Source organism: Gracilibacillus sp. YIM 98692 (assembly GCF_010993965.1).
Lineage (GTDB): Bacteria > Bacillota > Bacilli > Bacillales > Amphibacillaceae > Gracilibacillus.
The window spans coordinates 142,257-166,627 of sequence record NZ_WIXM01000001.1; the positions used below are offsets into that span (position 1 = coordinate 142,257).

Below are 24,371 nucleotides of genomic sequence, written 5' to 3' on the forward strand. Positions count from 1 at the left end.
AAGGAGTCGATGAAAATTTTCACGTCATTCATCCTATCAATGCGGTTCTTATTAGAAATCATCACCATAGCATCATTCAGTTATTATGGTTTTAAATTAGATGCTTCTCTTTTTATAAAAGGATTAGCAGGTATTGGTATCCCTTTACTAATCATGATTATATGGGGATTTTTTGGATCACCAGCTGCTCCGTTTCTTTTAAAAGGAAAAGCACATGTATTATTAGAAATAGTCATTTATAGCTTTGCTGCACTTGTACTGATCCGAACTGGTCATCCTATTCTTGGAACATCGCTTTGGGTGATTGCCATCATAAATCGAATCATGCTTAGCTTAACTTAATAGACAGTTAATAATGGTTGTGATTCATTCCGTTTCTTGTCTTGTAGTTACAATCAGCGATGAAAATAATAAGGAACCAATCTAAGTCTGATTGACTCCTTATCATAGACAACATTTTTGTTATTTCTATTTTAAGCTGCTTTTCCTTTAAACAGCATATGACCAAGAGAATATAGCTTACTGCCATTTAAAATCATATGAATAGCTATAACTAATAAAACAAGATCATAAACGTATCCATTTAGGAATCCATCTGGCAATTTCACAGTGAATATCGCCCCTAGCATAATGATGCCAAATAATACAGAAACGATACGAGTTCCAATCCCTAAAATAATGGCAATACCTCCAACAAGTTCAATAAACGCCACAACATAAGCAAGGAATCCTGGAATTCCGATGCTATCAAACCAACCAACTGTATTTTCAATTCCTCCTTGAAATTTAGCAGCCCCATTTGCTAAAAAGACAAGCCCTAATATAATACGAAGTAGTAGATTTCCCAATTCCTGATTCTTGAACATAAAATGTCCCCTCCTATAATAAGTATTTGTTGAAAATATTACGAATTCGAGATATTTACTTTAAACTATTTTATCTTGAATTCGAGGTAATTATAAACAGTTTTAGCTTAACATGTCAACAGTATTTTTTTTTAACAAAAATTATATTTCTATTTCTTTTAAAACCTTAGCTGGATTCCCTCCCACTACTACATTATCTGGTACATCTTTTGTTACGACGGCACCTGATGCAATCACAGCATTATCGCCTATCAATACTCCAGGATTAATAATCGCACTTCCTCCAATCCAGACATTATTTCCAATAGTAATCGGTTTTCCGTATTCTTTTCCTGTATTTCGTTCCGTTGGATGCAGTGGATGTGTGGCGGTATAGATCTGCACACCAGGTCCTAAAATGCAATAGTCGCCAAACCTTACTTCACATACATCTAAAATGGTACAATCGAAATTTGCAAAAAAGTTTTCCCCTACATATGTATTGCATCCATAATCAAACCGAATATTGGGCTCCATATAGATACTCTCTCCTGTTGAGCCAAGTAGCTCCTTTAGTAACTCCGTCCTCTTTTCTTATTCCGTTTCCAACGTTTGATTATATATTCTAACCTTCCGCCTTGCTTCTTCTCTGTCCTTCAACAACTTCGGATCATCAGGGTTGTACATTTCTCCAGCTAACATTCGTTGTTTTTCTGTTTTCATGACCAAATCTCCCCTTCTTGCGTTATGATTCTATCATTATAAGGCATTGCTATTATTTATTAAAAAAACAATACCCGCCTATTTTATATAAGACATTCACCCAATCAACACTAGGTGGAATACACTGGTAATAAGTGTTGTGGAGGTGATGTCCATATGAATTTATATAAAGACAGTCACAGCAATAGGCATAAACTGATTGATTGGGAGAGAACTGCACTAGAGCAATTCGAAACAAAAATGACAGATAAAAAGAAGCCATTTCCTTGTATACCTGCAACAATTGGGTTTTCCACCAATCAATTGAGATATGGCTTTGTTGGCGACCCGAGAAAGCATTCGTCAGTAATAGAAACTGCTGAGTTATTGCGAGATTTCACAAATGTTTCCAAGAAAATCGGAACATATACTTCACTGATTGTTTTTTACAAACTACCACAGGACATAAAGGATACTTTTGTGGTGGAAGACTATGAACAGTTATTTTGGCAGCATCTTAGTGAATTAACTGCTATGGATCACATAGATTGGCCAGAACATATTCCAAAAGATCCTCATCATCCTATTTGGGAATTTTGCTTTCATGGGGAAAGATACTTTATGTTTTGCGGTACACCTGCACATACCAAACGTATTAGCAGACATTTTCCTACAATGATGCTCGCCATTACTCCTAGATGGGTATTACAAGAATTCAATAAGCCAAAGAATCGTGCTAAAAAAATAAAAGATCATATAAGGAAGCGATTAAGGAAGTATGATGCTGCCGATATACATTCCGATTTAAATAGTTATGGTGCAAAGGACAATTATGAGTGGAAGCAATATTTTCTCCGCGATAATCATACCACTTTATCGAAGTGCCCTTATCATCGATTTCTTCGGTTGTTTAAGTAGTGATCGATTAGGAAACCTATATGGAAATACAGTGACTGCGACATAGGCATATGATAATATAAAATTAAATATATCCTGATTGGATGCCCATTCCGGACGATAAAGGAAAATATACCTATGCCGATTATCTTACATGGGATGAAGAAGAAAGGCTTGAGTTAAGATCGGGAAATATTTAATATGTCTCCTGCACCTTCGCGTAAGTATCAACAGATTCTAAGGGAGATAACCACATCATTTTCTGTTTTTCTACGAAATAAAGAATGTGAATTGTATTTTGCCCCTTTCGATGTACGACTACTAGTGGACAATAAGCAAGACAATCAAATAGATAATGTGGTTCAACCAGATTTAACTATAGTATATGACCAAAATAAACTTGACGACAAAGGTTGTAATGGAACGCCAGACATGATCATTGAAATCTTATCCCCATCGTTTGCCTATTTTTTTGAACGTACTACATCTAAGTCCCATCGATTGTTTAAGTTCGTGATGGGGCTGATTCTATAAATGACTCCCACAAATACCAACTTAAAAATAGTGGCAGGCATGAACTAATTGTATTAACAATGTAAAAGACTCCACTTAGGTGAATAATTTTGAAAAAATATCGAAGTGAATCGATTATTCATAATACGCCCATTTTCTCTTACCTTTTTGTGCAAAGCATTTATTTAATACTCGACGAATACGCCAATTTGACTCTACTATTTTACACCATTCACGGATTCTCGTTGTTGTCATTTTTTGATCGGGAAATAATAGCTGATGTTCTTGTATATTTCGTATAATCGCTTTTTCTAGCGGTTCTTTATAATCGCATTTTTGGCAAATACAGGATTGTTTTTCTACAAAAGTGGTAAGTGTATGACATTGGTGACAAGGAATGCCTTTTTTTATTTGTTTGAAATCATAACTTGGTAACAGCTGGTAAGGTGACTCCGAAATGTGGAGGGATTGCAATGTTTCGGTAAGGTCTTTGTGAGCAGCGCCTATCGGGGTTTGTCCAGTAAAATTCTGAAAGAAACGATTTAGTTGAGTTGGTAAAAGAAACTCTTTTTTTCTTGGTGCGTAAAAAAGGGTGAATTCAGGATTAGTAAAAATAACGGTTGATTGAATCGAATTTTGAAATCCATACTGTTGTAACAATTGCCTAAGCAAGGATTCTGTTCTTATGAGTTGTATGACAGGATTACTAATTTCCGTTTGAGGCACTCTAAAGAATCGATCACTGTCGAAATAAAATTCGCCATGATAATTTTTTACTTCAAACAAATGAAGAGTACCATCGATCACTAAAAGAAAGTCTACTTGAAAAGTTTGATTATTGGATGATAACAAAAGATCATGCAGAGCAAGGTAGTCGCCTGATAAACTGTTGATCAACTCATAAATTCTTTTTTCACCTTCAAATCCTTTTTTTAACTGAAAATATTGACGCATTTCTTTTTGGGTTAGTGCATTGCGTTTATGGAGTAATTCGTAGAGGGTTAACACTCGAGGCTTTTGTAGAGGTTTTACAAACATTCCATACAACCTTTCTATATTTTTCCTTAATTTTACACTTATTATGTCTAGTTTGTCTACTACTTTATTTTTTGATTTTATTAGGACGTTTCTATCTGCAGTTTTTATCTTTTTTTCCTTTCATACTGCTTTTAGAGCATTCTTATCTGTAGTTTTATGCTTTTTTTCCTTTCATACTGCTTTTAGAGCATTCTTATCTGTAGTTTTATGCTTTTTTTCCTTCCAATAATGCTTATAGAGCACTCCTATCTGCAGTTTTATGCTTTTTTCCTTCCCATAATGCTTTTAAAACGATTCTATCTGTAGTTTTAAGCTTATTTTTCTCCCATAATACTATTAGAACGTTCCTATCCGCAGTTTTGAGCAATATACAGTCCTAAGGCGCTTATAAAATTTTTCATCAAAAAAGCTCCGTTAGTAAATAACGGAGCACCGATGGTCGTAATAGTATGAGATGACAAGAGTATATTAGCTCCCAAATCCTGCAACCCGAAGCTTTCTTATCTAACTATTACACAATATCTTTCCTATTCATTTCTCGATACTGACTAGGGGTTACTCCTTCAAACTTCTTAAAAATTCGATTAAAATAACTATGCTTATACCCAATACCCTCTGCGATATCCTTAATTTTCGTGTCTGTTTCGATCAGCAGCTCCTTCGCTTTCCCTACTCGAATACTTGTTAGATAGTCAATAAAATTCCATCCCGTAAATTCTTTAAATACCTTGCTTAAAATGGAAGGATTTAGATTCACTTCATCTGCACAATAATCAAGGGAAATTTCCTCCATATACCTGGTATCTAACATATCTGTCACCTTTTGCACAATTAAGCGCAACCGTTGATCCTGTTTATAAGAGAGCTCTTCAATAATAGGCAATAGTACCTTATGTTCAAACCAATCCGTGATTTCTTCTGGATCTTTCAATTTATATAACTCTTCATACAACTTCGCGCCGTCTCTCACGAAGTCTTCAATTAAATTGGATTGTAATACAATGTGAAAAATACTGCCTAAAAGCTTTAAAGCCCCTTGCTTCATGACTGCTTCACTAACATTTTGTTCGGCATGACTGGAAAAGAATTCATGTAATAACTTGTTTGCTTCATCTGTATTGCGGAGTCTGATCGCATGGGTGATTTCTTTTTCTAGATCAAAAGGATATTCAAAATGACAATGATGGTTGATCAGGTGATCCATTTTCTTCATCTCGATTATTTGATTGTTTTCCTGTAAATTTCGGAAGCTAAGGGAACTTTTCGTTTCTTCAAAGATACTGTGAATAGCTTTTAACGAATCAGTAGTTCGACTGATACCGACGGACACATTCATTTGACAAATGCGGTTAATATATGCAATAAATTCTTCACTAAATGCGATGATTTTTTCATCCATTTCTTCGGTAGGCTGGTCCATTGGAAAGGCAAATAAAATTCCTAATGAGAGGTCATGAAAATTGACCACATCTGCTTCCAATTCAAATGACTGGACTAACTCTTCCGCTATATTAACAGCAAGAAACGTGACAAGTCCTTCATCTCCTTCTGAGAATCTTCCTTTCAATTTAGCAAAGCCAAACAATTGAATAAAAGTGACCATATATTTCTTTTCTTGTGGATGGGAGCCAAATTGCTGTATTCGTTCTTTTAGGTCGTCTTCTCTATACGAATATAAATATCCTTGCAACAATTGTAAGATATACCCTTCTCGTAAATAGGGCATTTGCTGCTTTAAACGATTTTCTAATTCCTTACTTTCCGTAGATAAATGTTGAAGTCTTGTCTCAATTAATTCAAATTCATTGCTGGTAGGAGTCTCCTGATTCCCATATATCTTTTGTGTCAATTTTTCAATCGGCGCATAAAGCTTCTTGGAGGCAAACAAAGAGAGTAAAATTGCAAAGATAAAAACAAATAAGCTTAAATAAATCGACATTTTAGAGATAAATACAACGGGTGCGGTGATGTTTGTCATTGGAGCGATCGATACATAATACCATTGTTCCCCGAGTCTTGAGAAATGGTCATAGGTGACGGTATATTTTATGTTGTCCCAATGGAACACAAAAGGTTCTGTACTATTTGGACGTTTCTCAACTTCCTCCATAATGGCTTTTTGAAGCGGTTTAGGTTGTGTTTGATTTTCTTCGCTGAACAGCCACTTATCATTTCCACTTAATAAAAAAACCGATCCATCTTCATATGGTGAGTTCAGAATATTAGCAAGTTGTTCTGGATGAATAAACACAATCAGAGAACCGAATGGATCAAACAAATGGTTATCGAGATTATGTACTAACACTAATGGAGCATATAAATTTTGATAGCCTGATTCAATACTAGTATGGGAATGATTCCAAAAAAGCTTTTGTTTATTCGATAAAAACTGGCTATATTTCTGTATCTGCTCTTTATCCTCCAATAAAGTGTATCCATTCTTGGTATAAACCATCGGATCTGGTCGATTTAGGAATAATTCTACTCGTCCAATTAGTGGGTTGTACCCTTCCATTGCGATAAGTGTTTTAAAAATGTCTCTAATATTCCGGTAATCTTGCACCACATTCAAGTCACTGTAATCCTTCGTATTCGCATCTGATGCCCAGTTTGCCATAAAAAGTTCTAACTCCGAGAATTGCCCCTTAATCGATTCAATCGTATTATACATATGGTTTTGATGAACAGCTTGTAATTCTTCTTCCATCTGTGATTTACTGACATAAAATAATAAGAAACTAAAAATAATTCCTGGAAAACTAGCAAGCAATAAAAAAACAACTAGATTTTTTCGATAATTGCCGTTCATATCCAGAATACGCAATATTCTCTTTTTCCACATCCCCTTCAAACCCACCACCTCTGTTCATATGTAAGCGCTTAACAAATATATTATCATATTTAAAGCTGCTTTAAAAGATAACTTTGGCCATTTTACATACATGCCTTCCCTAGCAAAAAAAAGAACACCCTCCACATAGAGGGTGCTTCATAGACATATTAAATTATCTATTCTGATAGGATTCATTAATTTCTTCTGTTAATGTTTGCATATCTGGGTCATTTTTCAAGTCCTCAACAAAATCATCCCATGCCGTGATTGGCTCACTGCCAAGAATAATTTTCGTTTTTAAGTCTTGCGCATCTTTTCTAAGCTCTGGTAAATAAGTGACGCCAATGTCGGAGTGAAGACCAACGGCAACGTTACCGACACTTGTCTTTTCTCGCTCATCTTGAATGTTTGCATACATTTCTTGTACTTCTTCAGGGAAGGTTGGTTTTACTGTACTTGCATATGGATCGGATACATACACAATTTGGTTATGATCTGCAATTCCATCCGCTAGTATTTTTTCTGTGTCTATTACAATTTCCCCATCTTCAACAGTATGATGCACTCCTTCAATCCCATGTTTATGCAACATAAACACATCTTCTTCCATCCATCGATCAATCATTCCTAAAATTTTCTTCATCTTTTCTTCCGGAACAGATTTTGGAATGACATTTGCTCCAGCAAAACCAGGACCTTTTGGATTAAAGCCATTAACATTCGTCAAAGGTAATAAGTTCTTAAACTCAAATTCTGGATTAATTTGCACTAGTGAATCATATACATCTTGCAGCGCACCGGATTTGTTTACGTTAACCCCTGCTTCTCCAGCTTTAAACATATCTCGTGCTTGACTTACTTGTAATGAAGCAAAATCTGCTGCGATCAATCCATCTTCATAAGCTTTGGCTAAATATTCAATCATATCACGTGTTCCTGGAAGAAAAGCTCGATGAACTAGCTCTCCATCTTGTAATCCCCATTCACCATTCACTCCATTAAACACGCCTTCAAAAGCTCCGAAACCACCCATATTTTCATCGTTAATATAGCCGACAAAACCAACTGTGTCATCTTCGCCATTTCCATCTGGATCATCATGGGTAAACGCTCTCATTACTTCGTATAATTCCTCAGTGGTAGTTGGTTCTTCTAATCCTACATTGTCTAACCAATCTTTACGAACAATAAAGAAACTATCTCCTTCTGATGGTCTAGGACGTGGAATGGCAAACTGTTTTCCATCCATTGTTGTTAGATCCCATGCGATGTCCGCTATGTGCTCTTTTAAGTTTGGATAATCATCAATATATGGCCCGACATCCCAAAATGCTCCCTGCTCAGCTGCTTGGCGGAATACTGGACTGAATGGATCTGGCACTAACATTAAGTCAGGTAAATCACCTGAGGCTAATACAACATTAAAACGGTCTGGATAATTATTAGCAGAAACCCATTCAATGTCTAATTCTGTATTGGTTGCTTCCTCAATTCTTTGTTCTACTTCATTGTCATCACTTGGTGGTGTTGGACTAAAGAAATGACTCATTATTCGTACATCTGTTACTTCTTCATCTTCTGTAGACGTAGATTCTGACTCATTATTTTCTGTCTCTGTATTCTCTGTAGAATCCGAATCATCATTGGATGCCGTTTCCTCCTCATCACCGCCACAAGCTGCTAACATCAACACTAATAGTAACCCCATCAAACATAATAACGTTTTTTTCATTGCCATCCTCCCTTTAATATAAAACATAAAATTAAATAATGAAGATAAATGCAAAGGTGATTGAAAAACTTACTCCTTGATCGATCCAATCATCACCCCCTTAGCAAAGTGCTTTTGTAAGAATGGATATACCATGATGATTGGTACAATCGCGATAACTACTGCCGCCATTTTTAATGTCTCACTCGGTGGCGGCTTAATCAGTGGATCTACTTCTCCTAAACTACTGCCAGATGAATCTATTAACATATTTTGCAGCAATACTTGAATCGGCCATTTACTTGCATCATTTAAATATAATAATGCATTAAAGTATTGGTTCCAATATTGCACCGCAAAAAATAGACCAAATGCAGCGATAGAAGGTAAAGATAGAGGCAAAATAATTTTGATCCATGCCATTATATCATTACAGCCATCAATGGTAGCTGCTTCTACTAAAGTATCTGGAATACTATCATAGAACCCTTTCATTAAAATCACAAACCAACCATTTGATAAGGAGACCAAAATAACTGACCATAAACTATTAATTAATCCTAATTCTTTTACTAATAAATAGTTTGGAATAATACCAGGATTAAATAATATCGTAAATAACACTAGCAGCAAAATGACTCTTCTACCTTTAAACTTTCTGCGTGATAAGGCATATGCGAAGGATGAAGTAATAATCAGACTGCAAATCGTACCAACTACAGCTAGAAAAGTACTAACCCCAATCGCTTGAATAAAGGTAGGCGCTGATAATAAATACTTGTAAGATGCTAAGGACCAATTTTCAGGCCATAAGACAAATGTTTTCTGCAAATACTCTGCAGGAGCTGTAAAGGAAACAACAAAAACATAATAAATCGGAAACATGGTCACAAGTGCTATTAACCCAAGCACAATTACGTTGGTAATATTAAATACCTTATCTCCTAAACTAAGCTTCACTTCTCCTCACTCCTTTCTTAATAGATTCCTTCTTCTCCAAATTTCTTGGCCATTCTATTGGCCATCACCACTAATACAAGTCCTACAAATGATTTAAATAACCCAACAGCGGTACTATAACTAAATTGTCCCTGCTGGATACCCACTCGATACACATAGGTATCAAATACTTCGGCAACCTCTGAAACAGCCCCGTTATACATGAGGAATACCTGTTCAAAACCTACTTCCATGACATCTCCTAATCGTAAAATCAATAGAATGATAATCACATTTCGAATCGCAGGCAATGTCACATGCCAGATTTGTCTAAAACGATTGGCACCATCTATCTTGGCAGCTTCATATAATTCTGTGTTCACACCAGCTATCGCGGCCAAGAAGATGATTGTTCCCCAACCAGCCTCTTTCCAGACCGACTGACCGGTTAATAAGAACCAGAAAATATCCGGATTTGTTAAGAAATCAAAGGCTTCAAACCCCATTGATTGAATAAAATGGTTGATAATACCACTTGACTTACCCAATAACATAAAGGTTAAGCTTGCGATAATCACCCATGATAAAAAGTGCGGCAAGTAAACGAGTGACTGCACGGTTCGTTTATAAAATTGATTTCTTAGCTCATTGAGTAAAATCGATAAAATAATAGGTAATGGAAAGAAGAACAATAAATTTAAGAAACTAATCGCTAACGTATTCCGTAAAAGCATCAAAAAATCAGAACCAGTAAACAATCTAGTAAAATGCTTTAAGCCAACCCATGGACTCTCGGTAAAACCAACAAAAGGAGAAAAATCTTTAAAAGCAATCGTAATTCCATACATTGGCACATATTTAAAGATAAAGAAATAAATAATCCCAGGTAATGCCAATAAATAAAGATATCGATCCCTCTTGATTTCCTTAAAAAATTTTATTAATTTACCAGGTTTTCTTTTTTGTTTTGTGTATACGCTTACATCTGTGCCATCTTGTTTTATTTCATTATCAATCATTTGAACAATCACACCCTTTCCTTTTCATTATCCATTACACATTTGGATTGCTGCTCCTCCTTTTTCGTCTTTGGTATATCCAACGTTATAAAAAGAAGGGGTTTCTGACAATAAAACTTTTTTGAATTCCGCGAAATCGATGTTTGCACTTTTTTTAAAAAATAGGATTTTCTTTAGTTACCTCCATCAAAACCCCTTTATAACAGCATTTTGAATCTTTCACTGTTTGTCTTGGATCTTCGAATAATACCGATAAAAAGCAGCAAACGATACAAAAGCAATTAACGCGCCCATAAAAAATGGAATTAGAAAAGCAAAAACATGGAAGCTAAGATAAAGAATTAATCCGCTAATCACTCCAATTTCTAATGTCAGTAACGGACTTCCTAATGTTATCAACATCGCATTTTTAAACGCAGGCCATAACTTTGTCTTGGCATGAACGATGATCGAAAAGAAATGCAAGGTGATCACAGCTAACAGAAAAGCAGCCAAGATAAAAAAGGCTTGAAATAGATCGCTCTGACTTGTATGGATATAAAAATAGTAATCCACCGCTAAAAGAATACTGATCAAGCTAATCGCTATCCCGCCACATACACTCAATTTATATTCTTCCTTATAGTATCTCCAGAAAGAAGCAATTAAGGCGATATCATCTCCCATCACCCACTTTCTGATAACCGCAAAAAGCGCGGTTGTAGCAGGAAAAAAGATAAACGGTGCAAGAATACCCACGATCATTCCCGTCACTACAAGATCCTGAATCGTTTCGACTAACAACAGATTGTATATAAAAAAGAGAAAAGGAATATTAAAGACAAACCAAAGCAAATTAACAGCAGAAAACCTAGTAATCCAAACCGAAATTTTATAAAAACCGCCAAATATTCCGTTAAGCTCCATGTAATCACCCCTTCATGTCAAAAAGTTAGATTAACGAACCCGCTAACGCTTGATCTCTGCTTTTGTAACCTTTCGTTGGCCGCTCTCTTTTAGTTCAGCAGGTGTAATCGTTGGTGTTTCCTTTTCCACCTCGCTAATTTTACGAATCAGGCGCTCTCTCAGTTGATTCGCTACCTCTTGATGAGACTTAAACCCAATTAAATTAGTTAACTCATAAGGGTCTGATTCTAGGTCGTAGAGAAATTCTTCTATATAATGATCCGATTTAGAATCATAAATTCTGTCTTTCGTCGGGTCAGAGACACTATATTTCCATTTTTTCGTCCGAAGCGCTCTTCCTACTTGAGATTCACTGATTTGGATAAACACTTCATCAGGCCAATCTGCTGGCTCAGACTTCATTAACGAAAGAACCGAATTTCCTGGCATATCATCTGGGACTTCTAAACCTGCCGCATCTAATAAAGTTGGAGGAAAATCAATTAAACTCACAAGCTCTTTCTTTCTTCCTCCTTGCTTGAAACCTGGTCCTGTAATAGCTGCAGGGATTCGTATTGAACTTTCATGGCAGGACCTTTTATATTCCCCATTCCTTGTTTTAAAATGACAGCCGTGATCTGAAGTAAAAAGTACAATCGTATTCTCCGATAACTGCAGACTTTTTAAGGCATCCAACACTCTTCCTAATGCCTCATCCAATCTCTTTACCATGCCATAATAACCACCTAAATGCTGATGGCTCGTTCCGCCCAATGCCGCTAAATCCGGTGGTGTGAACTGTGAAGTAAATTGTTCTTGATAGCCAACAGGGGCCGGATAATCATCTGACCGGTTTTGATGATGAGGTTCTAAAAAAGATAAGAATAGGAAAAAAGGGTTGTCCTTCTCACGATCTATGAAACGTATCGCCGCATCGGTTAAAGCATCCACCCGATATCCAGGCAGTTCAACAGGCTGCCCTTCCTTATCATAAACTGTTGTTTGATAAGGCTCTGAAGTATGCTCCAGCCCATTTGCCGCTAACCAATAATCATATCCGCCTTGCCGTTCTTTGCTGACAGGTTCCTCTGCAGCTAAATGCCACTTGCCAATATAGCCGGTTTGATACCCTCCCTCCTTAAAGTGATCCGCTAATGTTTTAAAGTCAGGATTTAACGGAACACCATTACGATAATTTCCTGTTTCCGTTGCATATCGGCCCGTTTGCATTGAAGCACGGGCCGGAGCACAAACAGGCTGACAGGTAAACGTATGATAGAGATGGGTTCCTTCTTGTGCCATTCGATCAAAATTTGGTGTTAAGGCTAACGGATTGCCATGGACACCAGTCGTATCCCATCTTTGTTGGTCGGTAAAAAACACAATCACATTTGGTTGGTCCTTTCGGTTCATTTAAAGATCTCCCCTTAATACGGATACTTGTTTTGCCGGTACTCGAACATCTTTTAATGAATGGGTTTCTTCGTCAAAATATTTTCCTTCTAATAAACCAGCCAGTGTATTGGTAATGAGCACTTGTACAACATTTTCGTGTTCCTGAAGCATAGGTGTCTGTCCCTTCCACCTATAAGGCGACCAAGCTTTTACTCCAAGCGACTGCCCATTAATGAACACTTCTGCACACTCATGAAAATCTTCCAGTTCTTGCAACTGAAGCAAAAACTCCTCTGTATCAGGCAAGCTGGATAAATTTATTTTTCGTTTAAACGATATCGATCCTGCATAATATGGAAGTCCTGGATAAGGTCCCGCTAAAGTATCTGCATGCTTAGGGGAAACGGTCACAATCGGATCCCGTTCATGATCAAATACGACACCGAAATCTCCCATGAGATATATGGAATCGACCACGCCATCCCAATCATGATACACCTTTCCTTTGATTTGTAACGTATTTTTGCCTGCCTTGATGTTAGAACAAACATCTGCCACTACGTTGTTATGGTCATAGACAAAGGCTTGTTTCCATGTATCTGGATGGATTCGTTGCCCGTTTAATAAAAGATCAAACTCTCCTGTTATCGCATGACGATCCATCACAAGGGAGCTATTAGCCGGTAACTTTTCTACATAAAAGCTGGTTTGATAATTGACATCAATAGGATAAGCTAAATTCGCTTTCATTGGTGTCCCAAACGTTTGCGTAAAGGAAACTGGCAGCGACTGTTCCTTGGCAAGGTCCTCACACTGATCCACAAATGTTTTCGCCTGCACCTTTACACTCTCTTGATTTGGATCTAGTTGCAGATCAAAGGTATTAAAGCGCAGCATGTTTTCTTGTAATGGCTTCATTTCCCACTGTTCTTGATCATCAATTACAAGTTGAAATGACTGCTCTTTCAGAGTGCTTGGCTTTGTTCCGCTTTTCGCTTTTTCTACTTGAATGACATGAGATTGATATGGCGCAAAGTGTAAGTCGATCTCCCAACCCTCTTCTTTCTGTGTTGCAGATAACGTTTCAGACTTGCCTGTTTCCAAATCTAAGGCCGTAAGCTCTAGTCCTTTATTTGCGTTTTCAAAAGTAAGCGATGCTTGATGTTGTTCACCTTCTTGATTACTAATAAAAATAATGTCAGTTCCTTCGTCAAGTGTGCGACGCTGCATCAAAAAGCATTTCGCATCGTTTTCTGTCTCTAGTGTGATGTCTTCTTTGATATGTTGATCGATGACGTTAAATAATGCTTCCGTTCTTTCCGTCACTGGTTGATTGGCTGTCGCTGGAATAAAATAGACATTGGCATGTTTGCTGGATGCTTTTGCTGACATCTCGCCTTCTCGAGCATCTTCCCAAAATGCCTTCACAGATCGATCCGTTTGAAATGTTTGTTGGATATCCGTTAATAAGAAAGCATCATCCTCCAGATCTTGATAAGGGATGAGCCCGTTCGCGATCACTACTCCCCCGTCATTGATAAACTGTTGGATTACCTTCCAAGCGTCTGCTTCGATATTCGACATAGGAGGTAAAACAAGGACCTCATAGATCATCTTGCCAATCTCGATTTTGCCATCCTGAACAGTGGCATTTTGTAACAGCTCTGGATCCAAATGGTCGTAATCTTTATGATGTAACGTTAGCTGTTTACAAATATCTGCCCAATGCTGCTTCAAAATCTCTAACCTTTGTTCTTCCTTTTCATCTGTTCCGGTATAAGCAAACTTCGTATACGGATTCCCCATATGTGCCCAAAGACTGGTGGTTGGATCCAGTACCGCGATGCGCCGAACCGGTGTCCCTTCACTCATCAAATAACTGATACGTGATGTGTAATCCCCTAGCTTTCGATAATGTTTCCAATAAGGGTTTTGCAAAAATTGAGACGGCGGTGCATCATGTTTCACCATCGCATCCAACGTATAGAAAAAGGCGTGAAAGTTGAAAAAGTTAATCCCAAATGCGGCCATTCGATCAATCATCCATTTCGCATCCTGTAACGTCATCGACCAGCCGACACTATGAAAACACTCAATTAACGCCCGATCTCTGCCAAGCTGATAACTTAACCCACTAATCATTTTCGGATTGGCTCGGAAACTGTGAAAATAACGATCCAAAATCCACTCTAAACTACGCCCCAGCTTTTCATGTGCACTATCCCCGCCAGGAACATGGCTGTAAACCTGGGCTGACATTCGAGCGGACGGCACTTCTGCTACATACTCTAATCCATTCTTTTCACACCAATCATGGACTTGTTTATGATAAGACTTTCGTGTTAAAAGATGAACTGCTTGGTAATAGTGATAGCGAACTTGAGCTGATAAACGATCATCTTGATGAATGAGCAAATGAAGATATTCGCGAATGTCATAGCCATATGTTTCTTGAATATAGGAAACAATTCGCGGTGACCATGGAAATCTGCCCAGTAAATGAATCTCATCGGTGAACATCCCTTTTACCGTCTTGCCGAAATGATGTCCTATTTTTTTAGCATATTTCTCATGAGTGGACTCAATAAAAGTAGCCATCGCTTCTTCATGACAAGGATCCACGAAAGTCCCATAATATTTAAAATCCTCGATCTCTTGTTCCAAAAAGCAATGAATTTCCCACTTTCCTTCTGGTGCCATCCATTGCAATACCCTTTTCGGTTGATAGGTAAAAAAACGTTTTTGATTATAGGCCGTAAGCCCAGTCTTTTGATAAACTGGTTCTACTTGAATACTTCCAATAGCATCTCTTACGTCAATGGCTTCTTCCCATAACAGCTGGTTAGTATCTGATGTGACCGGAACTGCCATCGCGGAGAGGACGCGTGACCACGGCATTTCCAAGCACACATTTTGGCCGCCCTCTGTCTTTTCCACTTGGTGAACTAAGGAAAATTGTTTCGCATCAGTATGTTCTAAGGTTACTTCGCCTCCTGCCATTCCGCTTGGGTATGGGTATTCGTCGTATAGCCAGACATGCATTCCGAATTTTTCTGCTGTTTCGATGGCATGATTGACTTTTTCAAACCATTGATCAGATAAATAAGGCACGGTCATACCTTGGCGGGCACATAAAAAGAATCCGGTAACCTTTTTGTTGGCCATTTCTGCGATTTGATGTTCTATTTCGATTTTATCCATTTCTCCATTCCAAAACCAAAATGGATGAATGCCATATTGAGCATCTGGATTTTGGAATTTTTTTATCTCCAACATGAAACCACCTCTTCGTCATTAACTTGTACTTCTACCTTAAGTGGAGGAGGACTTTCCAGCAATCAGACATTTTTGTTTTGGGGTAGTATTTTTTTGCATTTCTTCTACTTTCTTGACGATGCAGCTTGTCAGCGGGACATGACAAGCTTGAAGCACTTACATGCTGATCGTTTGAACTTGATTAAGTATTTGCTTCCTTTACGGGCGGAGGATCTTTCTACAAAACAACAAACCGTTCTATGAAAAAAGAACGGTTTGTTCAAATGAAAGATTAACTTTGATAATGGTTTAGTCTACTCAATCCCAGCCATAATGTTTTTTGCAGGAACAGTGATCATGATGATAGGATTCATGTGTACCATCCCAGCCATGATGTTTTTGGCAAGAACAGTGATCATGATGATGGGGGTCATGTGTACCATCCCAGCCATGATGTTTTTGGCAAGAACAGTGATCATGATGATGGGGGTCATGTGTACCATCCCAGCCATGATGGGTGAACAGCTTACCGCAATTACAATGTTCCTGATGGTGATGATGGCATTTATCACATTTTGTAAAGCAAGAAATATGGATGCAGCATGGAAAACAATGACAACGGTGTTGGTGATGATGATCGTGTTTACAGGTACATGGTTTATGTCGTTTATGTCGTTTATGTGGTTTATGTGACTTAAATTTGTGGCATTCACAGTGAACTATTAAATCCAGAAGATGGTTATCCGTAAATGATTTGCTGCACTTTTTGCACTTCTTATATTCAGACATTATCATTCACCACCTTTCCCAATTAAGATAGTATAGCTTATGCTATTTTGGTACAATGGAAAGGTACACGCATCCTGAACGGCTTGGAAATATGCTGATATAACCTGGAAAAAGCGCATCGAAAACTTAGAGATAAAAAATCCAATGCTTCTACTATGTAAAGCATTGGATTTCATCACAATCATATTTACTGTAAAATAGCATGCATCTTTTAGATAACGGCCTTTTTTAAAAAAGAGCAACACCTGAATCACCGGCATTACTCTTATTGAAGCTATCATTCTATCCATTATGGTGATACGTTATCTTGCTGGGCGTTGATGTTCACGAGTGCTCTTTTTAGTTCGTGCTGACATTCCTCTACTCGAAGTTGAGCATCAAATAATGGCTCGGTTGAAGTGCCGCTTCCATTAATCGCCTTCCCACGAGCATCTTGAATCTGTTCTTGCACCTCCCTTAACCGTTGTTGCACTTCTTGAATTTCTTGAGAATCAGCTGAATTTCTTGCTTGCCGAGCTGCTTCTTCTAATTCTTGAGAAATGGCGGATAATTGTTCGATTTCGTTACCATTTTGAATCGGCATGAAGATATTCCTCCCTAAGTTTTTTATCATACCTATCTTTTACTGAAATCCTCTAAGCTACTCATGACTCATAAAGAAAGAGATCAATGAGTGTTTTATGAATGATTTGATTTAGGCATTCTTATTTCCAGAACCCCATTCTGATAAGAAGTTTCGACATTTCTCTGAGACACGGGACTAGGTAGAGATAACGACTGCTGAAAACTACTTGCATAGCTGGAGGTTTGATGCATATTATCTTCCTTCAACTCGTTCGTTTTGTGAATAGATCCGCTAATAGTCAACATATTATTTTGAATATCAATCTGAACGTCTTCCTTTGACTCCAAACCAGGTAAATTACAAATAGCAAGTATTTCATTTTCTGTTTCGTTTATATCGATGCTCATTTGGCCGAAGTCAGACGTGGATGTTGCTACAGAACGATTAACTATTCCCTGCTGATTAGACCGATTATTTGGTACGAACGCCACAATTTTACCTCCTTCGCCTTTTTTTATATTTTGGCTTATCTACATCGCAATATACTTTCTGATAAGGAAATAAAGCTCTTCCATATTTGGTATAATAGAAATTATGGAAGGAGGCTTTTCATGGACAAGCAAGACCTTATCCAACTCATCAATGAACTATCCAGCGGGCTGTTTTCAGTAAATGTAGAAATGATCGACAATCAACTTGCTAGCTTGCAATCCTATTATAAAGATCAATTGCCGCCATTTTTATCAGCTAATCAACAAGATCATATGTCCAAAAAACTGGAAATGCTGCCTAAACAACGCGAAATTGTATATTATAAAGATTCCTTGTTTATGCACTATATGGCATTTCCTTTTGATGAGAATCAATTAGTAGTTCTTGGCCCGTACATTGTGCAAGAAATGACAGAAGATTTGTCGGAGCAAATTTTACAGGAAAACGATTTACCTATATCTTACGCTGCCGCTTTTTATACGTACTATATGGAGACACTTCCTATTTGTCCGAATACCAATATACTATTTTTTACTAAAACCATGGTTAAGCATTTGCTAAAAGCGGAAACAGACCCTTTAGTACATTATCATCACTTGGAGAATATGGATGAAAAATTCACAGAGGATAATGAACAAAAGGATTACGCCGCTTCTATCATGCCTTTACTAGAGAAAAGATATGAGTTATCTAACCAACTTTTTTTAGAAGTTAGTTTTGGCAATACCGCAAAAGCAACGCAACTTTATTTTACTCTAAAAGAACACCTGAAAGTAATTAAGCGTATTCAGAATCCATTGCGTAACCAGAAAAACTTATCATTTGTTCATAATACACATTTAAGAATTGCTGCCGAAAAAGCTAGTGTTCATCCAATTTATTTGGATTCGATTTCAAATCACTATGCGATTCAGATTGAATCATCCACCAGTGTATCCGAACTTGATCAATTAGGGGTGGAGATGATTGAAAAGTACTGTCAACTAGTCAAAAAGTATAGTTTAAAATATTTTTCACCTACTATTAGAAAAACGATCAATTATATTCATGTCCATTTAAGCGATGAACTAACGCTTGATGAATTGGCTCAGTACTCCAATGTCAGCACATCCTATTTATCACGGGTATTTAATAAAGAAGTTGGAGAGTCTATCCCTAATTATATTAATCGCATACGTGCCGATAAAGCTGCAGAAATGCTGCAATTCAGTAAACTTACTGTACAAGAAATCGGGGAATATGTAGGATTCTACGATTTGAACTATTTTACCAAAGTGTTTAAAAAATATTATCAAATGCCGCCCATACAATATCAAAAAGAGCATTCTTATCTTTAATGTGAATTTATACAAAAGAAAGAGAAGGGTTTGCTTAAAAGCAAACCCTTCTCTTTTATCTAATAAGTTATTCCATACCCGAATTGATAAGCATTTCCTGTTGTGTCGCGATAGGCGTATTTACTGTCTTTTGCATGACCTGGAATATCCCCAGGGCTTTTATCTAGTACTTCTTGATTTGCCGGGAGCGTAAACGGTAACTTTCCTGTTGGCTGGAATCTGCCACGCAGCACATCGATTAACGGCTCATATTTGATGCCAAATGTACTGATGACGGCTGCAGCTTGTGGCTCAATCTCCCCAATTAACCATGGATTCGTCATATTAATTCCTAAAATCGTCGGTACTTTCTTTTCGATTTCTTTGATTCGCTTTACATCTATCCCTGTTTCTAACCCTAATGTCACGGATAACGGCTCATCAGGGCGATCTGGAACAGGAGTTGGAACCGCATGTATGAACGCGTGTGTCGCTTCCTCAAGGTTATCGGTTAAAACAATAGAGGAGTCGTAATTTTTGATCGTTTTTTTCAATTTAGTTGTTTCTTGCTCGGCACCATCCTTTTGAAATACCTCTACATAAAGTTTGGTATCTTGAAGCTTATCGTCCTTTAATGGTAAAAGCAAATCATCATTTCGCATTAACACAACCGATTTACGATGCGCTTCATCTGCTTTTTCTTGTGAAACGGGACTTTTCGCGATTTCTTGCGCCCGTTCCTTCTCCACATAAGGATTTTCAAACAATCCTAGTTCCATCATTTCGGTAAGCAAATAAGTGACAGATTGATCCAGTTTTTCTTCACTTACTAATCCTTCTTGTACTGCTTTAATCAGTGTTGATGGATCAGCTTCATCGGAAAACATATTCACACCTGTGTCCAAGGCCTTGGCATATCTTTCTTCCGCAGATAAATGTTCCACGCCCCAAGGCATCATATTAATAATACCTGTATCCGAATTGATATATCCTTTAAATCCTAGTTCTTTTCGCAAAATATCATGTACGATCGCTTTATTATAAGCAAATCCAATCTCTTCAAATAATGCTCCGTCTCGGAGCTGAGAAACACTGTGCTCGTTGCTCGGATAAGAATAATAAGGCATCATGGAAGTCGTTCCTGCTTCAATCGCCGCTTTAAATGGCGGAATGTGATATTGATACAAACTTCCTGGAGTTGGGTATGGATTAAAACTTCCCCACGGATAATGCGGATCATGCCCCTTATGTCTGGCACCCCCGCCTGGAAAGTGTTTGGTTGTCATTGAAACACTATGCTGCCCCAATTTTTTTCCTTGAAACCCTTCAACCATTGCTTTAATCATTTTTGCAGCTAAGTGTGGATCTTCACCAAATGTCCCATTATAGCGCATCCATAATGGATCTGTTGCAATATCAGCCATATAGCCATACATTTTATGAAGACCAGCAGCTCGCCACTCTTTTGCAGCGATTTCGGCATACTCTTTCACCAATTCCTCATCGTCTGTTGCAGCTAACCCAAGTTCACCAGGCCAAATCGAAAATTGACCTGATGCTTCCATTAATCCATGATATAAATACCCAATATGATTTCGCGGATTAGATACCATCACAGCTGGAATTCCTAACCTTGAATTTTCCGCTACTTCCTGAATTTTATTAGTCCATTCTGCCAAATCAGCTGCTTTAGGATTATCTCGAACAATGAAATATCTTAGATTTAAATCTAGAATCCCTTTCGTGGTTCCCGCATTATAAAGCAAAGGGCTTGGCAGTTCATAATTATCATCACCTGGTTTAGAGAAAGGATGTGTTTTCAACACCACGTCTGTTTCATTCAACAAGCCGCTTTCATCCGTTTCTGTTGCTTCTCTATCACCAGGTATCTTGCTGGACCCGGGCATATATTGAGAAGATATCGTCATTAAACCTGCCTTTTCTTCTAGTGTCATTTTAGATAACAAATCTTGTACTCTTTCTTTAATGGGAAGTTCCCAATTTTCATATGGGTCTAATACACCGTTTCCATTTAAATCCCTGAATTGTTTCCCATTTACGGTAATAATATCTTTCACTCGAGTGTCAACGTTTTGTTTCATTTTTGTCTGCATTTTTTGTCCCCCTCTTAAAGTAATGATTGAATTCTTGGTCTGCATATGGCACAAACTCTTTTTGTATATAGCTCTATCTTTTTTTCAACTATAAAGCTTGATGTTTTTCATCAGATTCTGTTTCTTTCATATCGGCAATCGCTTTTTGAATTTCCTCCATTTTTTGACGATCTAGGTTGTAAAATTTCATGGAAATGAGTGATATCGTCCACCCTACAATCGGAACACCAAACATTAAGATTAAGGTTGCAATTAATAATGGTGTCGTTAAGGCCTCTCCTACTTGCGGAAATTCATCTTTATAACCAATCATACCGGCCATTAGCCCGACAAGTGCTGGTGCTAAGGAAGACATGATCTTATCAATAAAGGAAAATATTGTTCCAATCATACCTGGTACATATCTACCTGTTTTGTATGTTTCATAGTCGGCAACATCGGCAATCATTGGCATTACAAGCGGTGTAGTTAATTTCTCAATCCCTTGCAATACACAATAAGCCACTAAGAAAATAACTGTCGTTAATCCAATATTATCTAATGTCACGGTACTTGGATCTATCACTAAGAAAAAGATAAATAGAAATACGGCGGAAACAATGCCAATCCAAGTTGCTTTGATTAAGGCATTTTTTAAATCTGTTTTCCTTGCTAAATGCACACCTAGAACTGTAATCAGTACCGCTGGTATAATGGTAATCGCTGACATTGTTCCGCTTAGTGCATAATCTCCAATCACAATGCCAAAGAACATGACAAAGACGGCTGGCTGTCGTAAAACCATCACGGTAATCTTATCTGTTGACGCGGCAAGCACCAACATCTGCAACGGCCTGTTTCCTTTCAACACCGGCCAATAATCGCGAAATTTTGTTTTGACTGTATTTTTTGCTAAGCCGAAAAATTCTTTGCGGTCTTTTTGCCAAATAGCCACAACAGCTAAAATAGTGAATAGACCGGACAGCAGCATACCGTACATATTTAATTCGATAAACAGCGGCATCGTAAAATCGCCATGCTTTTCCATCAAATAATTCGCCACAAAAATCTGACCACCGGTAAATACCCCGATATTGTAAATAGCATCATATATCGTAAACAAAGGACGCTGCTTTGGATGATTCGTTAAAACCGTTTGCGCTGCTTTTGTACAAGCGGTTTGCAGCGTATAGCCAATAATATAAACCCCATACATAAGAGCAAAGAATAAAAATTGCATAGACTCCGGTAATAAATGCGTCACACTGTAAATAAGCAGCACCGAACTTGCCAATATCAAATTTCCCACAATCATCAGTGGTCTAAATTTTCCAAACTTTCCTTCCGTTTTATCTATGAAAAAACCAATAATAGGGTCTGTGATCGCATCAAAAACCCGACTTCCTCCAATAATCGCACTTGCTACTACGACTGCTAAACCAGCAATTCCTGTAACATAATAAGAGACAAAACCAATAATGAATAAATATAAGTTGGTTGCTGTGTTATTTAATGCAAAAAAGCCAATTTGCCACCATTTTGCTGTGTTATACTGTGTTTCTTGCTTTACTGATATGCTTGACATAAACCTTCCCCTCTCAATTCAGACTTAATTTTGAGTCTGTTCTTACAGATGATTTAAAACGCTTCCATTAACTTAATAAAAAAATATTTAAGCGGGAAGATCCGGATCTTTGATAGCGTTTTCTAATAAGAATCCCTTAGCTATCTGCCTATATTATAACAAGGTGATAGATTTGGTATTAGAAATTTTTTGTTTGAATAAGTAATATGTTGTTCTATTTTGAAAAAGAGTTAATAGAAACAAAAAAATGTCATCTGATTGTAAGCTGTACTCACAATCAGATGACGTAGGAAATACCGTTAATTCCTCCTTCTAAAATTTTATATTTTCTTTAACAGAAAATATAGAATTTTCCGCCCTTCTCCATTAGAATAAAGACTATTACGTCGAATTTAATAAAAGGATGACTTGATACATATGGGAATACTTCTTCTTTTACTAAGCACATTAATGTGGAGTTTTGTAAGCATTTTAGTGAAAGCGGCTTCTTTTTCTTTAGATAGTTATACGATTACGTTTTTAAGATTTGCTCTAGGTGTGATTTTCCTCATTTTATTTGTTTGGATAAGTAAAAGGAAAATAAATATTTCGTGGAAATCGAAATGGATATGGTTCGGGGCGCTTGGGAAAATGATAAACTACCTTTTTGAGAACTATGGCGTTTCCGTTGGATATGCCTATGAACAAATTTTAATTACGCCTTTCTTGACCATTTTCATGTTACTTTTTTCCATCTTTTTATTTAAGGAAAAAGGCACGGTCCTTTCCTGGATTGCTGTAGCACTGTGTATCTCTGGTGTTTTTGTGATCAGTTGGAATGGACTTCCATTAAGTGAATTCTTAGAGTTTGATCTATTCTTAATGTGTATTTTTGCTTTTTCTGCTTTTGGAGCTAGCTTTCACTTTGTAAGTCAGAAGATATTAATTGATAAAATGAGTGCGATTGACTTGAATTTATCGATCTTCTTATGGTGCAGCATTATTACAACTCTGCCAGTTCCCTTTCAATTTGAACAGACGGGAGAGTTTAGCGGGATTTCCATTTTGGCAATCGCTATATTAGGTCTTATTACAGGAATCAGCTTTATTATTTATGCCAAAGCATTACAGCGTGTATCCTTTTTACTTGCAGCAATCCTTGGCAATACAAGTGTTTTATTCACCCTATTTTGGTCATGGTTATTCTATGACGAACCCATTACCTTATATGTGATGAGCGGTTCTCTATTATTTTTAATCGGCATTAGCTTATTAAGTTTACCGGGGGCTAAGATAGCAGATAAAAGCAGCAATGAGACGACCGATGAAAAAGACCTCTGTCACGAGTCAGACAAATAAAAAATAGAGGTTCCTCTTTATCAGAACGCACCCAAAACCCATATTTTTTTGAACTAATCTACTTCTAATAGTAAAGAAGCGACTGCTTTGTTCAGCAATCGCCTCTTTACTTTAGGTATTTTTCACAACCGTACGCGATACATATTGTTTTCAAATGATAA

Annotated in this window: 19 protein-coding genes and 1 pseudogene; 6 read left to right on the forward strand and 14 right to left on the reverse strand. The window is 37.3% G+C overall.

The window, feature by feature from the left end; all coding sequences use genetic code 11:
* Positions 1-9: 9 nt before the first annotated feature.
* Complete coding sequence (locus GHD00_RS00630) at positions 10-342, forward strand: YrdB family protein (protein ID WP_163536164.1); 333 nt, start codon at positions 10-12, stop codon at positions 340-342.
* Positions 343-473: 131 nt separating this feature from the next.
* Here the strand turns inward: GHD00_RS00630 and GHD00_RS00635 are convergent, their stop codons facing one another.
* Together GHD00_RS00635 and GHD00_RS00640 are read right to left on the reverse strand one after the other, a co-directional pair.
* The gene (locus tag GHD00_RS00635) at positions 474-866 is read right to left on the reverse strand and encodes a DoxX family protein (RefSeq protein WP_163536165.1); all 393 of its coding nucleotides are present in this window, start codon (positions 864-866) and stop codon (positions 474-476) included.
* Between the two features lie 141 nt (positions 867-1,007).
* A pseudogene (locus GHD00_RS00640) lies at positions 1,008-1,568 on the reverse strand (sugar O-acetyltransferase).
* A gap of 156 nt (positions 1,569-1,724) precedes the next feature.
* Between GHD00_RS00640 and GHD00_RS00645 the strand changes: the two are divergent.
* Both GHD00_RS00645 and GHD00_RS00650 read left to right on the forward strand, forming a co-directional pair.
* Positions 1,725-2,465, forward strand: a complete 741-nt coding sequence (locus GHD00_RS00645) for a YqcI/YcgG family protein (protein ID WP_163536166.1) — start codon at positions 1,725-1,727, stop codon at positions 2,463-2,465.
* A 180-nt stretch (positions 2,466-2,645) separates the two neighbouring features.
* Positions 2,646-2,978 carry a Uma2 family endonuclease gene (locus tag GHD00_RS00650; RefSeq protein WP_240468548.1) on the forward strand — a complete coding sequence of 111 codons (333 nt, stop codon included), beginning with the start codon at positions 2,646-2,648 and terminating at the stop codon, positions 2,976-2,978.
* 114 nt (positions 2,979-3,092) lie between these two features.
* Here the strand turns inward: GHD00_RS00650 and GHD00_RS00655 are convergent, their stop codons facing one another.
* The 8 genes from GHD00_RS00655 to GHD00_RS00690 form a co-directional block, all read right to left on the reverse strand.
* Positions 3,093-3,995 carry a nuclease-related domain-containing protein gene (locus tag GHD00_RS00655; RefSeq protein ID WP_163536167.1) on the reverse strand — a complete coding sequence of 301 codons (903 nt, stop codon included), beginning with the start codon at positions 3,993-3,995 and terminating at the stop codon, positions 3,093-3,095.
* Positions 3,996-4,506: 511 nt separating this feature from the next.
* Positions 4,507-6,837: a helix-turn-helix domain-containing protein gene (locus GHD00_RS00660; RefSeq protein WP_205600684.1), complete on the reverse strand. Its 2,331-nt coding sequence runs from the start codon at positions 6,835-6,837 to the stop codon at positions 4,507-4,509.
* Positions 6,838-7,000: 163 nt separating this feature from the next.
* A complete protein-coding gene (locus GHD00_RS00665; protein ID WP_163536169.1) occupies positions 7,001-8,560 on the reverse strand; it encodes an extracellular solute-binding protein in 1,560 nt (519 codons plus the stop codon).
* Between the two features lie 69 nt (positions 8,561-8,629).
* On the reverse strand, positions 8,630-9,499 hold the full coding sequence (locus GHD00_RS00670) for a carbohydrate ABC transporter permease (RefSeq protein WP_163536170.1): 870 nt from the start codon (positions 9,497-9,499) through the stop codon (positions 8,630-8,632).
* Positions 9,500-9,516: 17 nt separating this feature from the next.
* Positions 9,517-10,497, reverse strand: a complete 981-nt coding sequence (locus GHD00_RS00675) for an ABC transporter permease (RefSeq protein WP_163536171.1) — start codon at positions 10,495-10,497, stop codon at positions 9,517-9,519.
* A 219-nt stretch (positions 10,498-10,716) separates the two neighbouring features.
* On the reverse strand, positions 10,717-11,403 hold the full coding sequence (locus tag GHD00_RS00680) for a YesL family protein (RefSeq protein ID WP_163536172.1): 687 nt from the start codon (positions 11,401-11,403) through the stop codon (positions 10,717-10,719).
* A 42-nt stretch (positions 11,404-11,445) separates the two neighbouring features.
* Positions 11,446-12,795 carry a sulfatase family protein gene (locus GHD00_RS00685; RefSeq protein ID WP_163536173.1) on the reverse strand — a complete coding sequence of 450 codons (1,350 nt, stop codon included), beginning with the start codon at positions 12,793-12,795 and terminating at the stop codon, positions 11,446-11,448.
* A complete protein-coding gene (locus GHD00_RS00690; RefSeq protein ID WP_163536174.1) occupies positions 12,796-16,053 on the reverse strand; it encodes a glycosyl hydrolase in 3,258 nt (1,085 codons plus the stop codon).
* Between the two features lie 336 nt (positions 16,054-16,389).
* Here GHD00_RS00690 and GHD00_RS00695 point away from each other — a divergent pair, with 336 nt between their 5' ends.
* Positions 16,390-16,725, forward strand: coding sequence for a hypothetical protein (locus GHD00_RS00695; protein WP_163536175.1), 336 nt, complete (start codon positions 16,390-16,392; stop codon positions 16,723-16,725).
* Between the two features lie 385 nt (positions 16,726-17,110).
* Here the strand turns inward: GHD00_RS00695 and GHD00_RS00700 are convergent, their stop codons facing one another.
* Both GHD00_RS00700 and GHD00_RS00705 read right to left on the reverse strand, forming a co-directional pair.
* On the reverse strand, positions 17,111-17,404 hold the full coding sequence (locus tag GHD00_RS00700; RefSeq protein WP_163536176.1) for a hypothetical protein: 294 nt from the start codon (positions 17,402-17,404) through the stop codon (positions 17,111-17,113).
* A gap of 95 nt (positions 17,405-17,499) precedes the next feature.
* Positions 17,500-17,877: an Hsp20/alpha crystallin family protein gene (locus GHD00_RS00705; protein ID WP_240468549.1), complete on the reverse strand. Its 378-nt coding sequence runs from the start codon at positions 17,875-17,877 to the stop codon at positions 17,500-17,502.
* Positions 17,878-17,997: 120 nt separating this feature from the next.
* Here GHD00_RS00705 and GHD00_RS00710 point away from each other — a divergent pair, with 120 nt between their 5' ends.
* Positions 17,998-19,215, forward strand: a complete 1,218-nt coding sequence (locus tag GHD00_RS00710) for an AraC family transcriptional regulator (protein ID WP_163536177.1) — start codon at positions 17,998-18,000, stop codon at positions 19,213-19,215.
* Positions 19,216-19,274: 59 nt separating this feature from the next.
* Here the strand turns inward: GHD00_RS00710 and GHD00_RS00715 are convergent, their stop codons facing one another.
* Together GHD00_RS00715 and GHD00_RS00720 are read right to left on the reverse strand one after the other, a co-directional pair.
* Positions 19,275-21,308, reverse strand: a complete 2,034-nt coding sequence (locus tag GHD00_RS00715) for a glycoside hydrolase family 3 protein (RefSeq protein ID WP_163536178.1) — start codon at positions 21,306-21,308, stop codon at positions 19,275-19,277.
* A gap of 88 nt (positions 21,309-21,396) precedes the next feature.
* Positions 21,397-22,872 carry an MFS transporter gene (locus tag GHD00_RS00720; RefSeq protein ID WP_163536179.1) on the reverse strand — a complete coding sequence of 492 codons (1,476 nt, stop codon included), beginning with the start codon at positions 22,870-22,872 and terminating at the stop codon, positions 21,397-21,399.
* Positions 22,873-23,289: 417 nt separating this feature from the next.
* Between GHD00_RS00720 and GHD00_RS00725 the strand changes: the two genes are divergently transcribed.
* Complete coding sequence (locus GHD00_RS00725) at positions 23,290-24,210, forward strand: DMT family transporter (RefSeq protein WP_163536180.1); 921 nt, start codon at positions 23,290-23,292, stop codon at positions 24,208-24,210.
* The last annotated feature ends 161 nt before the right edge of the window (positions 24,211-24,371 follow it).